General features: G+C 44.3%; 18 protein-coding genes and 1 pseudogene. 5 read left to right on the top strand and 14 right to left on the bottom strand.

Annotated elements, in window-relative coordinates; all coding sequences use genetic code 11:
- Positions 1 to 4: 4 nt before the first annotated feature.
- Genes ACFVU8_RS01555 through ACFVU8_RS01545 form a run of 3 tightly spaced genes read right to left on the bottom strand, consistent with a single transcriptional unit; the run spans position 5 to position 2,480 of the window.
- The gene (locus tag ACFVU8_RS01555; RefSeq protein WP_387425641.1) at positions 5 to 673 is read right to left on the bottom strand and encodes a hypothetical protein; all 669 of its coding nucleotides are present in this window, start codon (positions 671 to 673) and stop codon (positions 5 to 7) included.
- A gap of 42 nt (positions 674 to 715) precedes the next feature.
- A complete protein-coding gene (locus ACFVU8_RS01550) occupies positions 716 to 1,807 on the bottom strand; it encodes a sensor histidine kinase (protein ID WP_387425639.1) in 1,092 nt (363 codons plus the stop codon).
- Positions 1,797 to 2,480, bottom strand: a complete 684-nt coding sequence (locus ACFVU8_RS01545) for a response regulator transcription factor (protein ID WP_387425637.1) — start codon at positions 2,478 to 2,480, stop codon at positions 1,797 to 1,799. The genes ACFVU8_RS01550 and ACFVU8_RS01545 overlap by 11 nt, the downstream gene beginning before the upstream one ends.
- Positions 2,481 to 2,928: 448 nt before the next feature.
- On the opposite strand from ACFVU8_RS01545, the gene ACFVU8_RS01540 reads away from it, so the two are divergent.
- The gene (locus ACFVU8_RS01540) at positions 2,929 to 3,768 is read left to right on the top strand and encodes a YitT family protein (RefSeq protein ID WP_376767044.1); all 840 of its coding nucleotides are present in this window, start codon (positions 2,929 to 2,931) and stop codon (positions 3,766 to 3,768) included.
- Between the two features lie 75 nt (positions 3,769 to 3,843).
- On the opposite strand, the gene ACFVU8_RS01535 is transcribed toward ACFVU8_RS01540, so the two are convergent.
- The 5 genes from ACFVU8_RS01535 to ACFVU8_RS01515 form a co-directional block, all read right to left on the bottom strand.
- Entirely contained in the window at positions 3,844 to 4,623 is a 780-nt protein-coding gene (locus ACFVU8_RS01535) for a methyltransferase domain-containing protein (RefSeq protein ID WP_387425635.1), read from the bottom strand.
- 139 nt (positions 4,624 to 4,762) lie between these two features.
- Entirely contained in the window at positions 4,763 to 5,266 is a 504-nt protein-coding gene (locus ACFVU8_RS01530; protein WP_286154902.1) for a DUF6933 domain-containing protein, read from the bottom strand.
- A 115-nt stretch (positions 5,267 to 5,381) separates the two neighbouring features.
- Positions 5,382 to 6,506 carry a stalk domain-containing protein gene (locus ACFVU8_RS01525; RefSeq protein ID WP_387425633.1) on the bottom strand — a complete coding sequence of 375 codons (1,125 nt, stop codon included), beginning with the start codon at positions 6,504 to 6,506 and terminating at the stop codon, positions 5,382 to 5,384.
- 174 nt (positions 6,507 to 6,680) lie between these two features.
- Complete coding sequence (locus tag ACFVU8_RS01520) at positions 6,681 to 7,703, bottom strand: serine hydrolase domain-containing protein (RefSeq protein ID WP_387425631.1); 1,023 nt, start codon at positions 7,701 to 7,703, stop codon at positions 6,681 to 6,683.
- 72 nt (positions 7,704 to 7,775) lie between these two features.
- Positions 7,776 to 8,600, bottom strand: a complete 825-nt coding sequence (locus tag ACFVU8_RS01515; RefSeq protein WP_387425630.1) for a MerR family transcriptional regulator — start codon at positions 8,598 to 8,600, stop codon at positions 7,776 to 7,778.
- A gap of 207 nt (positions 8,601 to 8,807) precedes the next feature.
- Between ACFVU8_RS01515 and ACFVU8_RS01510 the strand changes: the two genes are divergently transcribed.
- From ACFVU8_RS01510 to yidD, 3 genes are all read left to right on the top strand, one after another.
- Positions 8,808 to 9,362: a hypothetical protein gene (locus ACFVU8_RS01510; protein ID WP_387425628.1), complete on the top strand. Its 555-nt coding sequence runs from the start codon at positions 8,808 to 8,810 to the stop codon at positions 9,360 to 9,362.
- A 336-nt stretch (positions 9,363 to 9,698) separates the two neighbouring features.
- The gene (locus tag ACFVU8_RS01505) at positions 9,699 to 9,893 is read left to right on the top strand and encodes a hypothetical protein (protein WP_387425626.1); all 195 of its coding nucleotides are present in this window, start codon (positions 9,699 to 9,701) and stop codon (positions 9,891 to 9,893) included.
- Positions 9,894 to 10,610: 717 nt separating this feature from the next.
- A complete protein-coding gene (yidD, locus tag ACFVU8_RS01500) occupies positions 10,611 to 11,057 on the top strand; it encodes a membrane protein insertion efficiency factor YidD (RefSeq protein ID WP_387425625.1) in 447 nt (148 codons plus the stop codon).
- A gap of 139 nt (positions 11,058 to 11,196) precedes the next feature.
- On the opposite strand, the gene ACFVU8_RS01495 is transcribed toward yidD, so the two are convergent.
- Positions 11,197 to 12,072 carry an amidohydrolase family protein gene (locus tag ACFVU8_RS01495; RefSeq protein ID WP_175372552.1) on the bottom strand — a complete coding sequence of 292 codons (876 nt, stop codon included), beginning with the start codon at positions 12,070 to 12,072 and terminating at the stop codon, positions 11,197 to 11,199.
- A 1-nt stretch (position 12,073) separates the two neighbouring features.
- A complete protein-coding gene (locus tag ACFVU8_RS01490; RefSeq protein ID WP_387425624.1) occupies positions 12,074 to 15,235 on the bottom strand; it encodes a GNAT family N-acetyltransferase in 3,162 nt (1,053 codons plus the stop codon).
- Between the two features lie 183 nt (positions 15,236 to 15,418).
- Here ACFVU8_RS01490 and ACFVU8_RS01485 point away from each other — a divergent pair.
- Positions 15,419 to 15,733: pseudogene (locus tag ACFVU8_RS01485) on the top strand (chromate transporter); the annotation flags it as partial.
- Between the two features lie 126 nt (positions 15,734 to 15,859).
- Here ACFVU8_RS01485 and ACFVU8_RS01480 read toward each other — a convergent pair.
- From ACFVU8_RS01480 to ACFVU8_RS01465, 4 genes are all read right to left on the bottom strand, one after another.
- Entirely contained in the window at positions 15,860 to 16,411 is a 552-nt protein-coding gene (locus ACFVU8_RS01480) for a GNAT family N-acetyltransferase (protein ID WP_387425622.1), read from the bottom strand.
- A gap of 49 nt (positions 16,412 to 16,460) precedes the next feature.
- Positions 16,461 to 17,243, bottom strand: a complete 783-nt coding sequence (locus tag ACFVU8_RS01475; protein ID WP_387425621.1) for a hypothetical protein — start codon at positions 17,241 to 17,243, stop codon at positions 16,461 to 16,463.
- A 24-nt stretch (positions 17,244 to 17,267) separates the two neighbouring features.
- The gene (locus ACFVU8_RS01470) at positions 17,268 to 18,281 is read right to left on the bottom strand and encodes an ABC transporter substrate-binding protein (RefSeq protein WP_175372548.1); all 1,014 of its coding nucleotides are present in this window, start codon (positions 18,279 to 18,281) and stop codon (positions 17,268 to 17,270) included.
- 128 nt (positions 18,282 to 18,409) lie between these two features.
- A complete protein-coding gene (locus ACFVU8_RS01465; RefSeq protein WP_175372547.1) occupies positions 18,410 to 20,050 on the bottom strand; it encodes a helix-turn-helix domain-containing protein in 1,641 nt (546 codons plus the stop codon).
- Positions 20,051 to 20,457: the final 407 nt, after the last annotated feature.

Below are 20,457 nucleotides of genomic sequence, written 5' to 3'. Positions count from 1 at the left end.
ATCATCATCCTTTCTCGTTCTTCTCCTGGAAGTATGACCATACGGTTAGGGCTGCGGCTATTGCAATACATATGATTTGCAGCCGGCTAAATGACAGCAGCCATAATGTACGGTCAGGCAACAGAAACTGAAGAACTACATGTCCAATTAGAAACCAAATGGCATACCCACTCCGGTCACCAAAGCGGGAGGTTCTTCGTGTCAGGAACAGGATCAACATGAATCCCCCTGACCATAAAGCGCTTAACTTATCATATAAAACAGGCTGATGCCCGGCTATAACCTGGATTATGGGATAGATTAGCCAGCAGCCAGAGATGAACCATAGCCCGATGTCCATCCATATTTTAATAGGCAAATTCTGTTTTCTCGATCGTACCCACAGGTAAAGTATTGCAAGCAGGCTCGCCAGCCACATCCCACGTTTGCCGCCGTCAAAATACAGCAAGCTTATAGGCGTCTCTATAAATTCAATGGGATATAGAAACATAAAGCTCCCTTTCCATACAAGCAGCCATATCCAGAATGCATTGCTTGCATAGGAGGTGAACAGCTCTTGCTCTGGAATATTCCGTAACCGGTAATGCAGCACAAGCCACCCGATTACTCCAAAAGTCATGTACATCACAAGTCGTCCGTTTATTAATAATGATCCGAGCTGGATATTATCCATAACCTCTGCCCTCCTTTCTGACCTATTCAGTGATATGATATTTCAGTTCTTGCCAAGTTTGAGCGGTACCGTGATTGAAAAAGAATGCTTATCCTTGTCTGAAGTCAGCTCTACCTGACCTCCAAGTTTCCCCACAATCTCCTTCACGATGGCTAGGCCAAGTCCACTCCCCTTCATCCCTTCTCTACGCTGTCTGGAACCATCGGCTTGGAAAAAACGTTCAAAAACCAACTCCTGCAGCTCCTCTGACAACGCTTCTCCCAAATTACATACTGTAATTCGGTAGTCCTCGCCTGCCACAACCCCTGATATCCAAACTATATGTCCCGAATTATAAGTAATTGCGTTCTGTATCAGATTGGTTAACACCTGTCGCAAGCCATCCTCATTACTAACAATGACATGTGGTTCGAGAGAAACCTCCAAGGTGATCCCTTTGCGCTCTAGTTCTAGTTGAAAAGATTGCAAGCTTCGTGTAATGAACTCGTCGATGGGTATCCGGCTAAAAACCATACTGTCAGCCCCCCTGTCCTCCCAAAGGGATAGTTGGTGGAGCTGTTCCACAAGCCGTGTAATATGCTGCGACTCTTCCAACAGAGATAAATACAATTCCTGGTCTCCCTCAATTACACCACTGCTTAACGCCTCTAAATAACCATTCAAATTGCTAAGTGGCGTTCTTAAATCATGTGACACATTGCTGAGCATTACTTTACGATTCTGTTCCGTCCGCTGCAGGGTTAGGGTCATAGCATTAAAGCGCTTCGTCAATTCTCCAATCTCATCCTCAGCGGTTACTTGGATGGGTTCAGGATATGATCCTTCCATTAATTGACGAGTCGACTCTGTTAATCTTTTCAAAGGAGACAGAATCTTCTTAATAAAAATAAAATGAATGATGGCAGCCACAACAATGGCAAGCACACTTGCCCTAATAAGATAGAACTGCATGGTACGTTGAAAGAAATCATTTTTGACATCGCCCACAAGCTGATACTTGGCCACCAGCACACACGCAAAGTCTTTGACAGATACGCCTACTAACCAGATCACAACGAGCATCACCAGCACATTTACCCAAATCAATTTCCAAGCGACATACTGCTTCCATATATTCAGTTTCTTAATAGGCAACAAAGCGATACCCCATTCCACGTACCGTTTGAAAGAAGGACGGCGTCTGGCAGGACACCTCAATCTTCTCTCTTAGCTTACCAACGTGAACATCAACCGTACGATCGATCACAGACCGCTCATCATTCGGATAAAGCTCATTCAAAATTTGCTCACGGGACAAGATTTGATTGGGATGCTTCATAAGAAAGTGCAACAACTTAAATTCATGCTGTGTTAAGGCAATATCGACCCCGTTATACTTAACCTCACATGATTGCGTTTTGATCATCAGTCCCCGGTAACTAATTTTGCTGCAGCGATTGGCCATCCGTTTGAGTATCGTATTGACCCGCACAACAACTTCTTGTGGACTGAATGGCTTGATGATGTAATCATCCGCACCCATTTGCAGACCTGCGATCCGTTCGGATTCTGTGATTTTAGCTGTGAGCATCATAATAGGAATGTCGCTTTTCTGTTCATGTCGAATCCACCTGCATAATTGTTCACCGCTAAACTTTGGCATCATCAGGTCAGTTATTACGAAACAAGGCTCATCCTGTTGAAACATCTCTCTGGCCTCTTCTCCGTTCTGAGCCTCCATTACGCTATATCCTTCTTTTTCCAAATACAATCTTAAAAGCTTTCTTATTTTCATATCGTCTTCGACGATCAATATATCTTTCTGCAATTAGTTTGCTCCTTCCTTAACTATATAAGACAAACTTAAGATCCGAACATAAGGCTCAGTCGTCACTACGGTGGAATGTTTGGACTTCCGGCCGCTGTTGTCTCCAGATTTCTTTCTATGGTACCGCTGTTTGCGGTTGAAATCCGGAGACAAAGGCGGGCGCTGTCGCTCCTACAGTTCCAAACTTCCCCCTTCGTTCCTTCTCGCTTTTGTTACTTTCTTTTATTCGTCTTATATAGTAGTCCATTATACAAGACGAATTTAAAGAAATGTTAAAGCTGGATCGAACAGCTGACAATTTATCCTTATACAGAAGAGTGCATAATCGCAGCAGTACAGCAATCTTTGCACTTTTATGAGTCCTTAGTCTTTGAAAAAAAAGGATTGCCTAAGCTCACCGAGATGATATATAGTATTGTGATTATTGCGAAACGTAAGGATGGTAACAATGTTGAAGAAAATAACGCACGATCTTTTTTACTTAATACTTGGAGCATTTCTGTTTGCCTTAGCAGTCAATGTATTTGTCATTCCCAATGAACTAGGCGAGGGTGGAGTTACCGGAACTTCTATCATCTTGTATTACCTATTTCAATGGTCACCCAGTATAGTCAACTTAGTAATCAATGCTTTATTGCTGATTTTCGGATACCGATTCCTGGATAAGAAGATGATTATTTATACAATTATCGCCGTGTTGCTTCATTCCATGTTCCTCCATCTGACCCACGATTGGAGAATTCAATCTAATGAATTAATAGTGAATGCGATATTTGGGGGCATACTTGTCGGATCAGGCATTGGGCTGATCATTAAGGTTGGCGGCAGTACTGCGGGTACCACTATTCTCGCAAAGATTGCTAATAAATATCTCCATTGGAATATTAGCTACGCCCTGCTATTCTTTGATTTGATCGTTGTATTTGCTTCTTACTTCATTATCGGGACAGAAAAGCTTATGGTAACCATTATTATGCTTTATGTCGGTACGAAGGTAATGGACTTTATTATTGAAGGACTGAACCCTAAAAAAGCAGTCACGATTATCTCCAAACAGCAGGATAGAATCGCTGAACAGGTCAACATGGTCATGGACAGAGGCGTGACCGTTCTGCAAGGAAAGGGCTACTATAGCCAGGAGCCTAAAGAAGTGCTCTATATCGTCATTAGCAAACAGGAAGTGTCCACACTCAAGAAAATCGTTGAAAATGCCGATAAGGACGCCTTCCTGACCATTCATGATGTAAGAGATGTGTTTGGAGAAGGTTTTGTAGAATTATCAAAGTAAAAATAGTGGCCCATTCCCTTGTAAAGGAATGGGCCGTTTTAAATGGATTCAAGAGATATTTAGCTTTACTATTACTTATAATGATTTCGAAGCCTGAAAATACGCAGATTGCCCAACAAAGCTGACGATCTCCCCCGCATCTGCGGTAATGCGGAAAAACTCCCATGTGGCCGGTTCTGCCTTAATAAATTCAGCTTTGACTTCACCCTGCTCTTCTGGCGTAAGCCCCATCCGCTGGCACCAGCTCTGGAACTCAAAAGGCTTCTGAAAGCAAATTAAAGCGTCCAGTTGGAAATGGGTTTGTTCTAATTGTCCAATCCATTCTGATTTGGAGAGGGCTCGAACATGACTCCGATCACGCAATCGCTCAACCTCATTATAAAACTCCCCCAAACGACCATCTTCCGGAGATACATTATCAATTAGCTGCAGTTTGCCTCCTGGTTTTAAAACTCTGTAAGCTTCTCGCAAAAAAGCAGGTACATTAGGGAAATGATGGGCGGCAATTCGACAAGTCACAATATCAAACGAAGCATCCTCAAAGGGTAACTGCTCTGCATCCCCCTTCACAAATTCCACATTTCCGTGACCGTTCCCTTCAATAAACACTTTAGCTGAATTCAGCATCTCTTGCGTTAAATCCAAAGCAGTAACCTGCTTGACAAGAGGAGCAAGCGCATTCGCTACATGGCCTCCTCCTGTCGCAATATCAAGTACAGTCATCTCCTTAGTGGCCTGCGCGGCAGATACCAGCAGTGTCAGATCCTCCCCTTTGGCATGACGAACACTTGTTACATACTTCTCAGCATTCTTACCAAATTGCTGTTGTACTCGTGTCTTCATTTCCTCAGACATACATTAGCTCCTCTCTGTTTGTTTCATTAGATGAAACTATATATCATTAGATAAAACTTGATTTAAAATTATCATATTTAATAACAAAAAACAAGCCAGAGCACATGACCCATCATGTTCCGACTTGTTCGTAAAACTTTTATAAAGAGTATTTCCGAATCTCTTCTTTAAATACATCAATAGGTTTTTTATAGTCAATGGGTTTATGTATTGTTCTATTCAGCCATTTGTCCCTTTCTTCTTGATCTGCAAATTTCAATTGCGTTACGTCACAATACATTGTTATTTCTTTCATTGTCCCTAAGACACTTCTACTGTTAGTTTTGGAGATGTTCGTTTCGAGTCCCTCTTTCAAATAAGACTCTATTACTTTCTGCTCTATTCCTTCGCTTACTAAGTATTCAAACAGTCTTGAATGGAATTTATCTAATAAAATATTTAACTGCGAAGTTCTAACGCCATCAATTATGATACTTAGTCGACTAAGATCATTGACAAATAAAATATGTTTTCGTTTATTCAATCGAATAATATTGGCATGCCAACTCAAGAGTGGTGAAATATTTTCGTACTCTACAGGTGTAATTTTCATATCTTTCAATAAAGTTTGGGTAAATCTTAAAACAAACATTCTTTTATTCATTCCTTTCCTTGTTCCTGCACAACTATCGCTTTCGCTCCTACAGTTCCAAACTTCCCCCTTCGTTCCTCCTCACTTTTTTTACTTTCTTTTGTTCGGCTTATATAGCTGTAGTTTATTATTTATTATTCCCACTCAAATTAAATTTGTACACCTTACCATCTCGTACATATTCGTTCGTAAATAACAGCGCATTGCCTTCTCGCTTCACAAACTTTAGATTGTCCCCAAAGAACGGAAGATCATTGGTTTCCGCGAAGTTTTGCTGTTCGGGATCCAGCAGTTCTTTGTAAAGCAATGTTTCAGACCCTGTTTTACGGTCGATCAGCATGAGGAAACCTTGTTGATTGGGACGGATCAGTAGAAAATCATCATCCATTCCTTCCACCAAATAGGTGTCAGATACACCACCGAGTTTGGTCAGGTCTAGGGTCTGGGTTACATTGCCCGTTCCATCTTCGATCAGACGCAATGTTTTCCCATCGGTTAGTAAGAGCTGATTCCCCGCAATTTTAACATTATTACCGTAACGCATATAGTATCCTACATTTGCCTGGCGAATGACCCCTCCGTCCTTGATAATCAACGTATACCATTTATTATGAATATGAGGTTCCCCATACACATCGGTCAAGGTCAGATAAATTAGGCCCTTCGGTGTCTTCTGAAAATCAAATGCCACCATATCGTACAGTTCTGATCCGAGGTTGGCCAACAGACGGGTACGACCAGAGGAATCTGTGACATATAAGCGCCCAGCCTTTTTATCCACCGTGTACGTATTTCCGCCGAATTTTGCGCTAGTACTGGAAAAGCTCTTTATTTCTTTAGCCGTATAGATTTTCTTGGCTGCATCCCAGCTGACGGTTTCACCTCCTAACGACTTTACAAGAAAGTCAGCGGGTACATATAATTGTCCATTGGTTTCAAAAGGGACTCCTCCCAAACTGACCAATTTTCCATCCAGGACTCCCGTTTTACTTCCTATGCGAACAGCTATCTTTTTCTCCCATCCTGTAAACTCCACTCGCTTATGACCCTGGTCCCATACGCCCCGAAGTCCCGCTGCTTCCCAGTGGCCGGATGAAACATAAGTAATACCATCCTTAATCAGCGCTGCGCTGGTAGACTGACCTCCTCCATCTGTAGTGTAGACGAAGTAAGCTGGTGTAGCTGCGTTGATTACTGGAGCCACAAGTAATGACGCAGCAAGTACGGGCGCTAATAACCATCTTTTGTTCATGAATTGACGAACCTCCCGTGTTAAAGAACGTTGACCTCTACGTAATCTATAGACGCAAACTACTCCGGAAGGTTGCTTTTTTATTCCATTTTTTGATAAAACGACAATTGTAACGGTCTTATGAGTAACCTAAATGATGTTGATCATACGCAAAATTATACGCCCTTTGTAGGCCTAGTCCATTACCGCCGGGATGATACATTCCTTAATCAGTGGCCACCGATCACGAGGGTTCATCATAAATTCTGACGCAATGGCTACGACCAGGTCTTTATCTGGAATACAGCAAATGATATTGCCGCCATCACCCAGTGCGGAGTAGGCCGACACTCCATCCTCTTTACGTAACCACCACATATAACCATAATTATGAGCGTTCGGCGCTGTTGAATCGTCAATCCATGTCCCCGGAATAATCTGAGCATCCTCCCAAAGGCCACGTTTCAGATATAGATATCCAAAACGCACCATATCTCGGGGGGTTAACGTTAGGCCCCACCCTCCTGTGGAGTTGCCGCTTGGATCATGGACCCACCCTTTCACATCTTTCCCGAATAAATCGTCGAACCCAAATGATGTCATCTCATGATCCGGAATTTCTTGCATACCGATAGGCTTGAATACACGCTCGTTAGCAAACTCACGGGCACTTTGTCCGGTGCTGCGTGTGAGGATGGCGGAGAGCAGATGACCCCCTGCGGTGGAATATTTAAAATCGCCAATCCGCCCCTGCTGCCCCAGCATATCCAGCGTATATTTTACCCAGTCAGGTGCCATACACATCTTGTCTAGTGGTTCATGCCAATCCTGAAAGGGATATGGCGCTGTCATCGTGAGCAAATGGCGGATGGAGATCTCGCTTTTCTGTGTATCCTCAGCCGGAGGAACATATTCCGGGAAAAAATCCAGTACTTTCTGATCTACATTGTTAATATAACCTGCATCTATAGCAATGCCAACAAGGGCAGAAAGAATGCTTTTCGTTACAGAGGCCACATGGTGCTTATGTTCACGGCCGTAGCCATTAAAATATTTTTCATAGCCGATCTGCCCATGTCTCACAATCACGATACCGTTAATATTGCTGTACTCCGATATAATAGCAGGTTCAAGCGCCACAAGCCGTTCAGCGTTCATACCCAAAGTTGCCGGATCTGCAGCTTGCCATTCTGTAGAGGGCCAGAAGTTTTTTTGCATAATATATACCTCTCTCCATTAGATGATTTGAGTTTCTTTAACGAGCGTCAAAGTGCAGGTTAGGACTTACGGCTATTTTTTCTGTACTGGAAAATACACCTCGGTAACGGTATCCTCAGGCGTGGGTGCTTGTTTGGGATCCGTTACATATATCTCATAGGGTGATTTCACGAGCTCATATCCTTCCGTGTCCACCCATTCCCGAAGCTTCGCATAGACCGAAGTTAATTCTGAGTAGGCACCCTTAGCCATAGCCTTCGCACACAGGCCTCCCGAAAAATCTCTGGTTCCTTTTACAGCCTCCTTTACCGGGATCGCGAACTCTGTATCATTGCCGGTAGGATTGTATTCCTGGCTATGATAAATTGTCATGGGGGTACCCAATAAGGTGAGTTGGTCGATAGCTATCTTTTCATAGAGGCTGCTAAAATACGATCCATATCCTAAGGCATACTCCTCCTTACTCATCATTTGACGCGTATAGAGAATATTCATCGGCTGGACTTCAACAAGCTGCACTTCAATTCGGTCAAGATAGGCCATCATCGGTATTCCATGCTCGACATTTAAAATGTCATTACTCATTTGCTGCAGCGTATACTCAAAAGCCTGTATCTTGTTCTCGATCTCTCTTCGCTTGTGATGAAGGGCAGCATAAAGCTTCTCTTCGTATTGATCTTCTTCCACTTCCAGAAGGCCTTTAATTTCTTCCAGAGAGAAATGGTACGATTTCAAACGGTTGATCAAGAGCATCTTTTTAAGCTGCTGTATCGAATAATACCGATATCCGTTCTCTGGATTAATTTCATCCGGGACTATTAAGCCAATCTCGGCATAATATCGAAGCGTTTTTGTAGAGACTTCGCAAATCTTCGAGAATTCTCCTATCGAGAGCATCAAATTCACCTCCATTGTTTCTGTTTAAAATATGTACGAAATGCTATTCATCTAAGCCTTGTTCTACATCCACTATGCACCTTGCCCTAAGGGCAAAGTCAACGGGAAAGTATTATTCATGTGGCGGTAGATATGCGAGTCTCTTCAACACGCAATCTAATCGACATACACCTTTTCTCATAGTAAAATAATGGAATACGGTTTCTTGTGGGTAAATCTTATCAAACAAAAAATAAGGGCGGCAAAACCGCGCTTACTTATTTGGAGGCAAAAGTGAAAAAGGTTTTAATCATTTCTTTTATTCTATTTTTATTATCAGGCTGTACTCAAGGTAATAATTCTTCAGTGAATTTAGTACCAAAAGAAGAGCGCCATTTTTTTCAATCTAAAGACTATGCTGATAATTCTCTTCCAGGTGACAAAGAAATGTTCATCATCAATAAGCATTTCAAACAATTGAATGGCTCCATACTATACACGATTGAATTTACAAATGTGGATGGAGCAAATATCGAATTTTCAGTACCCGAAACGATAGAAAAAATAGCAACATTAATTCAGCAGAAAACCGTTAAACAGAAAGCAGACAGTACCATCTACGAGTTCAGCATTGAGATACCTAATAACTATTTGGCAGAGAAGAGATTAGACGGATTAAGCTTTGAGTTAAGAGCAGATCAAATCTCTACACATTCAAGAAAAACCATTTTCCACTCTTTCATTCCCGTCACTATAGATGAATTTAATTCGAAGGCACCTTAGAAGAAAGGTGTCTTTATTATTTGAAAGAACTTTTCAAAAAAATCCACCCCCTTCTTTCTCGTTCGGTGGGGTATTGTTTATGTAATCACTTGAATTACATCATACTGCTGCAATCAATAACAATAATTATGAAACGAGCAATGCGCATCGTGTCGTTCCTCCGATCCGAACTTCCTGGATGCTCTCTCTCACTGATAATGCGACCCTGTGTGCATCAATCATTCGAATAATCGCCTTATGGCTTGCCTTTTATCCACATTTATACCTTTCACACTTTACTTATCAGGAATATCTTATAAGGCGTTCCTTATCAGTGAAGGAAAGGGGGATATAACCGTGAACTTTCGCAAACAAGCTAAATTATTGCAAGGAAAAACCGTGCAGGTAACAACCACCGGCGGCACTTATACTGGAACCCTCTCATCGGTTGGCACAGATTTTCTTATTCTAAGTTCCATTGTTAGAAGGCGTAGAAGAAGACGCATCATACGATTGGCAGAGATTATTCTGCTCTCAAGATTATTAGGCTAAAAAAACTATGAGATGCAGAAGCATCGCTCAAAGTTTCCTTGTGGGTAATGCGTACAACCCATGAAATAACATCTAATTTATATTCAAGATTAGAAAAATGGGAATAACCCGTCAGGCACAAGTCCGGCGGGTTATTTTGTATACTGGAAAACACACCTCGGTAACAGTATCCTTAGGCACCGTGGCCTGGTTGGGGTCCGTTACATATATTTCATAGGGGGATTCACGAGTTCATGCCAACGAATCTCAGCAAAACTAATCACTTTACCCTAAGGGCAAAGTCAACGGGGAAAATTGTTGTCATGTGGGTTGTCGATGTTCCATAAAACGGGCATTTCTAATCGACTTATTTCTCTTGTCATAGTAAAATAATGGAATGACTTTTTTCCATTATACTAAAACTCGAGAGGATGATTTAAGTGAGAGAGTACAAAGTCGTTCCAGGCCCTAAGAATGTCCAAGTAAACCGTGGAGATACGCAGGCAGCAATCAATTTATTCTCAGATATCATTAATTACCAAGCACAGTCTGGTTGGGTTTATCAATCCATGGAATCATTGGCCGTTACGGAAAAGCCTGGTTGCCTTCAGCAACCTGTTACGACGCACCATTACATGCTAATATTCTACAGAGAAGTTTAAAACGAAAGTACATATTATGAGAACCACAGAGACAGAAAGTACTATTTTCAATAGTATCCCTACTGAAGAAGAATTGATGAGAATCTTACATACAGATTATGAAGAGAATGATCCTCGAAGCAACTTCTATATAAGAACACATGTCATTCCTGAAATCGATTGGTGGATGTCCCTACGCCGGGTATTGGTTCCGATACTGCTTGGTATCCTGAGCTCCGGAATTGTTTTGTACTTCTTCCAACAGCTCATGCCAGCTTATGTATTGGAGAGTGCTTTAGTAGTATTCATTACAGGCATCTTCTTGTATGTACTGTTACGGGCAAAATCCATTCTGATTTGGGGAATAAAGGTATATCAACATTACGCACCGATTAGAGTTCGGGATAAGTGCCGCTTTGAGCCAAGTTGTTCTGTCTACATGATTCAAGCTATTGAAAAATACGGAGCTATCAAAGGTGTCATTCTGGGCATCAAACGTTTGCGGAAGTGTAATATCTCCGGTGGGGGATATGATTATCTTTAAGCTTATGCCCCTAATACTTGGATCAAAAAACAAGCCATCCCCTTCAAAATGTGGGGATGGCTTTCCTTGCTTTATACCTCAATCGCTTGCGTTAGTTTCTCGTTCGCTTCACCACATTCTAACTATACTGCCGCCGCTCTCACAGCGCCGCGATCCGATCCTTAATACGCGGGAACAGTCCAAAAGCGTTCTCGTAGAACACCTTCTCATGATGCTGCTCCGGCACAAGCCGACGCACGAATTCCGCGTACAGATCAATTGGCGCGAGTGGCCAGTCGGTTCCGAACAACATTTTCTCGTAATGATCGGAATAAACCAGCGCCCGGCGGAAATGGTCCATAAACAGCGGTTCATTCATGAACCGTTCAAAATGAGGACGGTCCCCGACGACTAAGCCGGATAGATCAGCGTAGACGTTAGGGTTCTTAGCCACTACCTCGGCAGCGTCCATCACCCACGGATCGCCCAGATGGCAGATCATGAAGTTCACGCCACGCTGCTGGAGAGCCAATTCATCTACGGTGAGTGGATGTGAATACTTAAGCAAGCCGTTCATCGAATAGGTATCGCCAGTATGAATCACTACAGGCACATCGTATTTTGCAGCCAGTTCATAGATTGGGGTGTAGATTTTGTCATATACGTAATGGTGATAGTATCCGGCATACAACTTGATACCTGCTACCTCGGGAGCTTGCAGCCGTGCCTCGATCCGATCCAGTTCCTCTGAAGCCTGCTTACCGCCAAGCATGTTCGGATTAATACCCACGCATTCCATTAGGAATGGTGGTACGGTCTCCTCCAGATCGAGGGGCATCGGATTGGGGGAACTGGAATCTGGAAAAGCCCCCTTACTCTGCTCTGTTACGCCCATTCCGATGCCGAGAATGACATCGTTCTTGTCAAACTCAGCCTTAAGGCCAGCAGCGCTGTAATCGACTTTGGACAGATCTTTAGCGGTTTGATGAAAGCTGTCGATATCCGACAGGTGAATATGAATGTCAATAATCGGCATGTTAGTTCTCCTTTGTGTCAGTAGGGCTAGTAAAAGTAATCTTCTGAAGATCGCGGACATCCTCCGGATTTAGAGCCATTCCCCCTAGGACCAGGAAGGTCGGCTGTGTCCAGGCGGTTTCCCCATTTCGCAGGGAAAGTTGGTGATTCACGCCTTGACTGAACACTTTATTGTTCACATATACAAAAGCGCCCTGATTGTCAGAATTATTGACTATATGCAGTAAGTCCTTACGAGAAATCGCACCCACTCGCAAGAGCCCCTTGGAATCAAGACCTGCGCCCAGCTTTCCAACAAGGAACTTCCCTTCCCCGGGAAGTTCCAGCCACCCTTCAGAGAAGACCTGCGAAGGCTGGAGGTAATTAGCGTCCGAGAGTGAATAATTCGGCAGAACCATGCCACTTTCATTGGTCACCGAATGTAGTACACAGAGAACAGGGACACCAGGCAGCATTAAGTAATGCTGGTGAATCGTTATTCCCCGATTCGCCTCCTGTTTCTCAATCACAGTTGTTAATCGGAGACCCTTCCAGAGGTTCCCGTGACTGTCTGTTCTCTCCACCCATGCCGCACTTCTAGGCTCCTGCTGTAGGCTGAAGCCACCCATGCCGGGGATATCTACACCAAGTCCGCCGTACCAGGGATTCCACCAGGAACGCGGGGCCGCTTCCGGATAAGAACTGTCAAGCCACTCTGCGCTCTGGTACTTCAAGGAATGCACGACACTCCCAAAGCCAGGGGCAGCCGCTATGGAGAGAACTCCATTGCTCACCGAATAGATAGGACCCGCTGGTCCTTCTTCCACTTCGCAAACGACAGCTGTTTCCTTCCGAGGGAACCAGAGAGTTGAACGCTCCTGAACCCGGTCCTCTCCACGATAAACGGCACGGATTTTCCAAAGAGATTCACGATCACTGCTTTCTGTCCCTTCCGCTTCCTCAGGAGAGAATTCAAAGCCAGCAGAGCGCAAATCATGTTCTCTGTTCAACTCAATGTCAGCGACTTTCGACTCTGCTTCGCCATCGTTTTGCGCATACAGTTCGAGATTCCCAGCAAGCGGAATCATCTTTCTCTCGATTAGTTCTGCATGAAGCTCTCCAGACGCGAACGGATTCCCGCCTCCCAGCGCGAGTTCGAGATGATCAGCCAAAACGGGTACAACTGGCTCATACTGCTTCCGGGCAAAAGAACGGAAATCGGACCACTTCTTGAAGGTATTCAGAGCAAACACAGTTGTCTTTGTCCGAACGGCATCACCTGCAGGAATTCGGCCCAGATCATGTTCCAGCCCAAGCGGGTATTCCGGGCGCAGCAGCTTCAAGGAAGGGTCCCAGTAGATTCCGCTAGCTCCGTTCTCTTCCTCGCTGAACAACCAGTTCTCCGTAATCTGTGCACTGTCCCAATGACTTGGATCACTGGAGTAAGCATCGCCCATATCTACATACTGCCCCTGGTAAGGCAGGATCAGTCTTTTGCCAAAGAAACCGAAGTTGGTCTGCAGATATAGGTTCTCTTCCAGCTCTTGACTGGTGGTGTTGCAGATCTCGTGATGAAATTCAGCGATACCGCTGGCAAACAGCTTGGCTACCGACTTTATTTCAAGGCCAGGGAAAGCTTCCGATTCGTATAGCGTTTCAAGAATTTGACCCTCACCTTCGGGGTAGATCTTCACTTCTTTGGCCTGCTTCTTGGAGAATTCGTCGGCAAACGGCTTACCCAGCTTCGGATAGGGCCACCAAAAGCTATGATGAGAGCCCGGATATTCGATCCAAATGTTATTATCGGTTTTGCTCTGATGCAGGGAGAATGCACCATTAACGGCGACCCACTGATCCCCATTCTCTCCACCGAAACGACCGTGTGTGCCCTTTATCAAAAGGGACAGCTTGCTTGTGAAGGTTACCGACTGACCACCCACCGGACTAGCCGTCACTTCAACCTCTTGTGAGTACAGTCCGTATGACCGTAAGGTGAAGGCTACCGGAATCGCTGCTTTACCCTTGGCTGGAACCGTGAAGCGCACGTTACGCTCGGCCCATTCGATGCACTCAGCTTCCGGCAACTCCAAAGCAAACTCCGCTTCTGAGGCAAAATTGTTCTCTACATTCAGATAGAGCTCACTCGGAATGCCCGGGAACAACGCCTTAGCTGGCAGCGCAATCTTCATCTTGAGCGGAAATTTCGGAGCAATACCGATACGGAATTCGGCCCGCTTGCCCCCAATTAACCACTCGCTTCTGACGACCGGATGGGTTTTCTTGTCATTCTGTTCCTCCCGAACCGGATCAAGTCCGAATTCTCCGTCTACGATGACCGATTCTCCAGGAGCAATGGTATGTGCAACGTCCAGCGCAAATCGGATATTCTTATCATCCTGGCCCTTGATCTCAATGTTCAGCTCAGAAGCCGAACAGTTCTTGATACGATAGCGAACGTTGTAGGTGGAACCGAATACAAGATCATGATCATCGATTTCGGTGGAGATTGTATAATCCGGTGTATCGAGAGCGGTTAAGCCTCGACCGGTCTTTTCAAATTCAGCCCGCAGGGAGAGCTCTCCCTTACCCCAAGTGTACTCCATAAAATCAAAGCCTCGTTCCCGTCGGCCATCCGGCTCAACGACGAGCTCACGAGTACTGTCCCCATACCAGTCCAGCTCTTCAAAATAAGAAGCAAGCGCTTCCGTCTGCAAAATGGTCGGGATAAAGTTCATCAAATGAACGTAATCATCATTTTTTTCCCAAAAGAAACCGCATTTCTTGTACATTGGCACTGCCTTTGTGTTGCCCGCCCAAGTGAAAAGATCCAGCCGCGGCCAACCCGCTTCCACCGTCTTGCGAACCGCATTCAAAATCAGATTGCGGCCGACCTTGTAACCGTGGTAATCGGGCCGTACATTGAGCAGTGGTACATACAGCGCCCCTTCGTCGTGGCGGTAGTGGGCAAAGCTGCAGAAGCCGACAACCTCCTTGCCGTCAACGGCAAGAAATGCATGAAGATTGGACGAGGTCTCCATCTCCCGGCGCACCGTGTCCTCCGTTCGTTGGTTAGTACCGCCTCCCCAGCTTTCGTTACTGAGATTCCACATCTCAGCAAGTGCCCCTGCATAAGAAGGATCATATTCGATAATTTGGATTTGCTTCGCGGTAGTATTGATTGCCATGCTTTCATCTCCTTATTCTTACCTTAAGTATGTAAGCGTAGAAAAAACATTTTCAACTTAATCATACCATTAACTGGAATAGCATGACGAGGGCAAAACTCTTATAAAAAAAACACTACCAGCACTCGGCCGCAGGAGCAAGGACCAGCCAGATATCCGTTTATTGGATCGAAGTAGGCAAAAGGCATCCCTGGAGCCATAATCGCCACACTGGCTATCTTTTTACCGGCATTTTTACTGATTGTCGGGGCCCTGCCATTCTGGAATTCCTTTCGTAAAAGCGCTCATGTCCAGGGGGCACCGATAGGTATTAACTCAGCGGTGGTCGGAATCTTGTTAGCCGCCCTGTACGATCCGTTGTGGACAACAGCGATCATGGAACCCACTGATTTTGTATTAGCATCAATCCTGTTTATCTTGCTCGTTTTCTAGAAATTCCCACCGTGGATTGTTGTCGTTTGCGGGGCAGCTGGTGGCTACTTTTTGGGTATGGTTTGAATGCTACAAGCGGGAGCGCGAACAATGGGAACGTGGCTCCCCTCCTAATGAAATGCGAAAAGGTGATACCGGATTGGAACCACCTTTTTCATATGTATAGCTGTATGTACGTTTTAGCCCGCTAACTCATTTTACAAAATCACTAACCTGACACAACCACACCATGTGCGCAGAACCAGGTCCCCAGTAGTCGATCGCTACCTTGTAGGGCTCTCCAAATTTCCGTTTCCATCTCGACTGCGCGCTTCTGTAGCCACTATCCAGACAAAATTGCTCCGTCCCTTGTGACGCCAGATAAGTTATTAATTCCTTAATTAATGCCGAACCCACACCTTGGTCTTGATAGCTTGGCAATACATATAGACTACCCAGTTCGCCCACGTCATCTAGCTGATTGTCAGACAATGCGCGAATAACCTCCCCACAGGGGGCAAAGGAAATCGTACCGACGATTGTTTCATTGATTTTAGCAGCAAGAAAGTAGATATCTGAATGCTCCGCCAGAGATGCCAGAGCCTTCTGTTGTTTCATTTCAATTTCACTGTGCAGATTATCCGTTAAATGCAGTATTCCTTCTTTTTCAAAGGTGTTTGTAATTGAGGATGTAAAAAGTTCAAATGCAGATTGTAAATCAGCTTGCGTAAGCCGAGTTATGGTCAGTTGATTATTCTGTGTCACGTTCTAAGACTCCTCTTCATCTGTTTTATTGCATTCAATCGTGTCGTTATTACTTATTCGCTCTCATCATTGTCCGATCCTTTTCCTTTAACCGCGGACATTCGTAACAGTAGCCAAAGTCGCCATCCAAGCAATAAGCCAGACAACAGGCGGTTTTCATCCTTATTTTGCGATCAGCAATACTAGGGTGCTCAATAAATCTCGGTTTCCTGTTAAACGGATTGCTACTTAGTCCAAACGCGCTAGGATCGAGATCTTGTGTTAGCCATTCATAAAAATAAACTATTCGATTTCTTCTATCTTCATCAGAAGCTGCAGCCAACTCTTCTTCCAATTGAGCATATAACGCATTACCGATTTGTCCCCATAATGCAGCAGCATGGATCGGAACCCGCTCGGTCAGTAGCTGAATCACAGGTGTTACCTGTTCCTTGTAAAAAACATGTAGCGTTCTCTTGTACTCTTCTTCAAGGTCCACTGCTGAAACGTCACTAAACCGTGTCTCATTGATTTTAAAGCCAAAAAGAGGATACTGTCCATCTATGTATAATTGCACCGTCAAATTGGACAATGACAAATCCAGAATGACCTCATTTCCTACATATAGCATGTGCTGCATTGCCCCGCATACTCCTGCGAACCAGCTAACAAAAAAAGCTGCCGTAGCAGCTGGTTCTCTAGCTTTGATAAGCGAGCCGTAAGTGTCGATTAGGTGTTGCATAGGTTCGGCTATTAATAAATCGCTCGCAGGGATAGTAAGCACGGTATTCTCAAGCTCATGCAGAGTCAGGGCGAACTTCTCTTCTAACTGTTGAAAATCAACCGTGCCCATTGCATACCCTCCCATGATGAATGTCTATTGTTCAAAAGCATGAATGACATCGTCAATCGCATGATCGTCCGCCAGTGGAGACATGCCCAGACTGAACCACTCCTTGCCTCCCATCATGTGCACCTGATTCTTCTTCACAGCAGTCATGTTCTTCCACAAAGAGCTGCTGAGCATGTCATTATATCTATTGCGTACTTCTTCACTAGAGTCATCATCTAACTGTAAAATGAGATGGTCAGGATTATATTGCGGTATTTTTTCCAATGAAATGGATAGGCTGATCTCGTCCTGAGGATATTCTTTAATCGGTTTTAGACCTAGTGTCTTATGGATGAAGCTGCCCCGGTCACTTTTTTCGCCATAAATAACGATTTCCTTCGCCATAATCATCATGTATAGCACCGTCTCGTCTCCAGCTAGCGTCTGGAGTTTCTCTTTGGCCTGAGCTTCTTTCATCTGCAAATCTTGAATAACCTTGTTCGCTACGTCGGTTTTGCCGAGCACCCCGCCAATATCCCGTAACTCATCACGCCAATCATCGCGCTGCGGCAACAGCACCGTTGGTGCGATCTTGGAGAGCTGATCATAATCTTTATCGGACCACCATGTAGGGGCAATAATCAAATCCGGTGCAGAAGCCAGAATGGCTTCAAAGTTAGGTGCTTGGCCAATGCCCATCTTCAGCGTATCTTTGAACGGTTTTTTTAAATAAGAAGGGAACTCCGGATGATAATTCTGAACTGCAATCGGTGTAACGCCAAGAGCATATAAAAACTCCGGGTAGACAACCGAAAGTCCAATGACCCTTTTCGGATCGGTTGGAATGCTCAGGTCTCCCTTTAAAGTTGAAATTACACGCTGTTCATCGGTAGTTGCTTCGCTCTTTTTTTCAGTATTTCCTGTTGTATTCCCGCCTGTGTTCTGTGCTGTATTTCCAGCGTTTCCGGCATTATCTGCTTTACTCGTTCCGCAAGCCGTAATTAACATGACTAGCAAAACGAAGATTAATCCTGTAATCAAACTACGTTGCTGCTTCATTCTTTGATGACCCTCCTGATATTTTGATGGTTGGACGACAATCTCTAATTAAAATTGATTATCATTATCATATATAAGGAGTATAGAGGAATATTTATTGTCAGAATATTGACGATAGCGACTTTATTTTATGCACGATCCCGCCAAATCTTTAATACTTCATCCAGCAATAGCTCATGGGTGAATGCCGTATACTCAACCCAAGGATAGGATGGAAGGAAGTCTACCTTGTTGCCTCTCACGGCCTTGAGATCATTCCAGAGCGTAGTGTTCATGAGTGTCCGCCAGCTTAATTGCGATTGAGTGTCCTCATCTACGATCAGCAATAAACGGTCTGGATCTATATCTGCCAGCTCATTCGGTGTTATATGTTGGCCCGTCCTCAACAAATCGACTCTCTGCACAGGCACAACCTGCAAATCATCATAGAATACCGTACCTAGGCTTCTTTTGCCCAAAACATTGTAGCGATCACCGGTAATATTCAGAATGAGGAGACGATCCTCCTTAAATACGTTCTTCACTTGCTCCCTTACAAAAAGAGCTCTCCGGTCATATTTCTCCAGCCACATCTCCGCTACCACGGTCTTGTCCAGAAATTCCCCAATCAAGCGCAAGTGCGTGCGCCAATCATTGTCCACCCACGGTAGGAAATAGGCTGGTGCGATTTCTCTCAACAAGTCCTGTTCCTTCGGAGGGACCAGAATGTCGACACCAATAATGAAATCAGGTTTAGCCTGACGGATTTCCTCCCGCTTGATCGACTGATTTGAGCTTAAGGGTAGTAAGGTATCCATCTGGTACTTTCGTCTGTAATAATCCGTCCATGGGTGATCGGCTGGTGCGGCATAAGGATTCATTTGCAACGCAATCAACTGCCCAATGTTCGGAAAATCGTAGGCCACTACTTTTTCCCTGCTGTTCTTCATAAATGTGGCTGGTGGCACACCTGAGATCTGTTTGAATTTTCGCCGGAAATAAATATCATCATGGTAGCCTACATGCCGTGCAATATCCCGCAGGCGATGGTGCCCACCTGATCTCATCAGCTGCTGCGCCTGTTCTATTCGATATACTGCCAAGTAGTCGATTGCGCTGTAGCCATACCTTTTTTTGAATAAACGCATAAAATGACGGGTACTTATTCCCGCCACTTTAGCCAAATGATCGATTGTGAGTTCCTGCTGATAATGCTGTTCAATATAATCTTTAACGAATGACAGCTCCCTCTCTGAATCGTTTCCCTCTATCAATTGTGCATCCTGCAGGATAGTATAAAGCAGTTCTTGAAAAAGAATTTGACCGCGAAACCGTCTCAGGTGATCTTCAGCCTGTATATTTTGGCAAATCTTATCGCACAACGCATGGATAGAAACCGGTGACGTAACGATAACTTCTCCTTTCGCCGGAAACGGGCTATTTCTCGTAATAATCTGCAACGAGTGGCCTGAAGGTCTATCGTCTTCCATAACATCAAATCGGATATGATAGAATCCCCGCTCATCAAGAGTGTTCACTTCCGCTTCTACCAGTTGACCTGGCGTACATATATACACCCTGCCTTCTCGAAGCTCGGTGAACTTTCCATCAATCGTTAGCCAGCCTTGACCAGATGCCGCCACAAGAATCATATGGGATTCAATAAATTGTAGCCGGAGCTCCCAAGGGTTCGCTTGATGCTTAATATGCTCCATCTCCCGAAGCTTGAAGCACAGCCCTTCCAGTGATGCATATTCCTTCTGTCTAAAGTTGTTATCTACATCAACCAAGCCATTCCACCGCCCTTATTCTAGCTAACCACATTTTAGCTCACAATGTTTAGTGTCGCAATTTGCATGTGCCAACATTTATTTCACAAAAATCTTCATCAATCTATTATAGAGAGGGTTAATAATGTAACCTGTCGGGTGACTCTCATTTACGAAAATAATACGTTAAACAAAATATATTAGATATAAATTATATCTAGTTATTTCAAAAAAAGAGAAGGTCACCGCTATCTTAGCAATAGATCGGTTAACCTTACTTCTTGTAAAGATTTTTATATTTAGATTTCAATAGCGCGCTTTAAAATCACCAAAAAAATAACCTGATTCGGCACGAGAAGTATCGTAGCTGAATCAGGCTATTTTTTGTGCGATGCAGAGAACTCCTTTTGCTTGAATTACTGCGCCAG

The sequence above is a fragment of the Paenibacillus sp. NPDC058177 genome (assembly GCF_042883835.1).
In the GTDB taxonomy this organism is placed as follows: domain Bacteria; phylum Bacillota; class Bacilli; order Paenibacillales; family Paenibacillaceae; genus Paenibacillus_AQ; species Paenibacillus_AQ agri.
Note: the sequence above shows the minus strand (reverse complement) of the source record. Positions and strands in the feature narration are given on the sequence as shown.

Bases quoted from the DNA above. Each gene is read 5' to 3' on its own strand.
- ACFVU8_RS01530 (WP_286154902.1), bottom strand. From the start codon at position 5,266: ATGAATAAAAGAATGTTTGTTTTAAGATTTACCCAAACTTTATTGAAA.
- ACFVU8_RS01495 (WP_175372552.1), bottom strand. From the start codon at position 12,072: ATGCCGATTATTGACATTCATATTCACCTGTCGGATATCGACAGCTTT.
- ACFVU8_RS01555 (WP_387425641.1), bottom strand. From the start codon at position 673: ATGGATAATATCCAGCTCGGATCATTATTAATAAACGGACGACTTGTG.
- ACFVU8_RS01520 (WP_387425631.1), bottom strand. From the start codon at position 7,703: ATGCAAAAAAACTTCTGGCCCTCTACAGAATGGCAAGCTGCAGATCCG.
- yidD (WP_387425625.1), top strand. From the start codon at position 10,611: ATGAGAATCTTACATACAGATTATGAAGAGAATGATCCTCGAAGCAAC.
- ACFVU8_RS01470 (WP_175372548.1), bottom strand. From the start codon at position 18,281: ATGAAGCAGCAACGTAGTTTGATTACAGGATTAATCTTCGTTTTGCTA.
- ACFVU8_RS01490 (WP_387425624.1), bottom strand. From the start codon at position 15,235: ATGGCAATCAATACTACCGCGAAGCAAATCCAAATTATCGAATATGAT.
- ACFVU8_RS01540 (WP_376767044.1), top strand. From the start codon at position 2,929: ATGTTGAAGAAAATAACGCACGATCTTTTTTACTTAATACTTGGAGCA.
- ACFVU8_RS01525 (WP_387425633.1), bottom strand. From the start codon at position 6,506: ATGAACAAAAGATGGTTATTAGCGCCCGTACTTGCTGCGTCATTACTT.
- ACFVU8_RS01535 (WP_387425635.1), bottom strand. From the start codon at position 4,623: ATGTCTGAGGAAATGAAGACACGAGTACAACAGCAATTTGGTAAGAAT.
- ACFVU8_RS01515 (WP_387425630.1), bottom strand. From the start codon at position 8,600: ATGCTCTCGATAGGAGAATTCTCGAAGATTTGCGAAGTCTCTACAAAA.
- ACFVU8_RS01475 (WP_387425621.1), bottom strand. From the start codon at position 17,243: ATGGGCACGGTTGATTTTCAACAGTTAGAAGAGAAGTTCGCCCTGACT.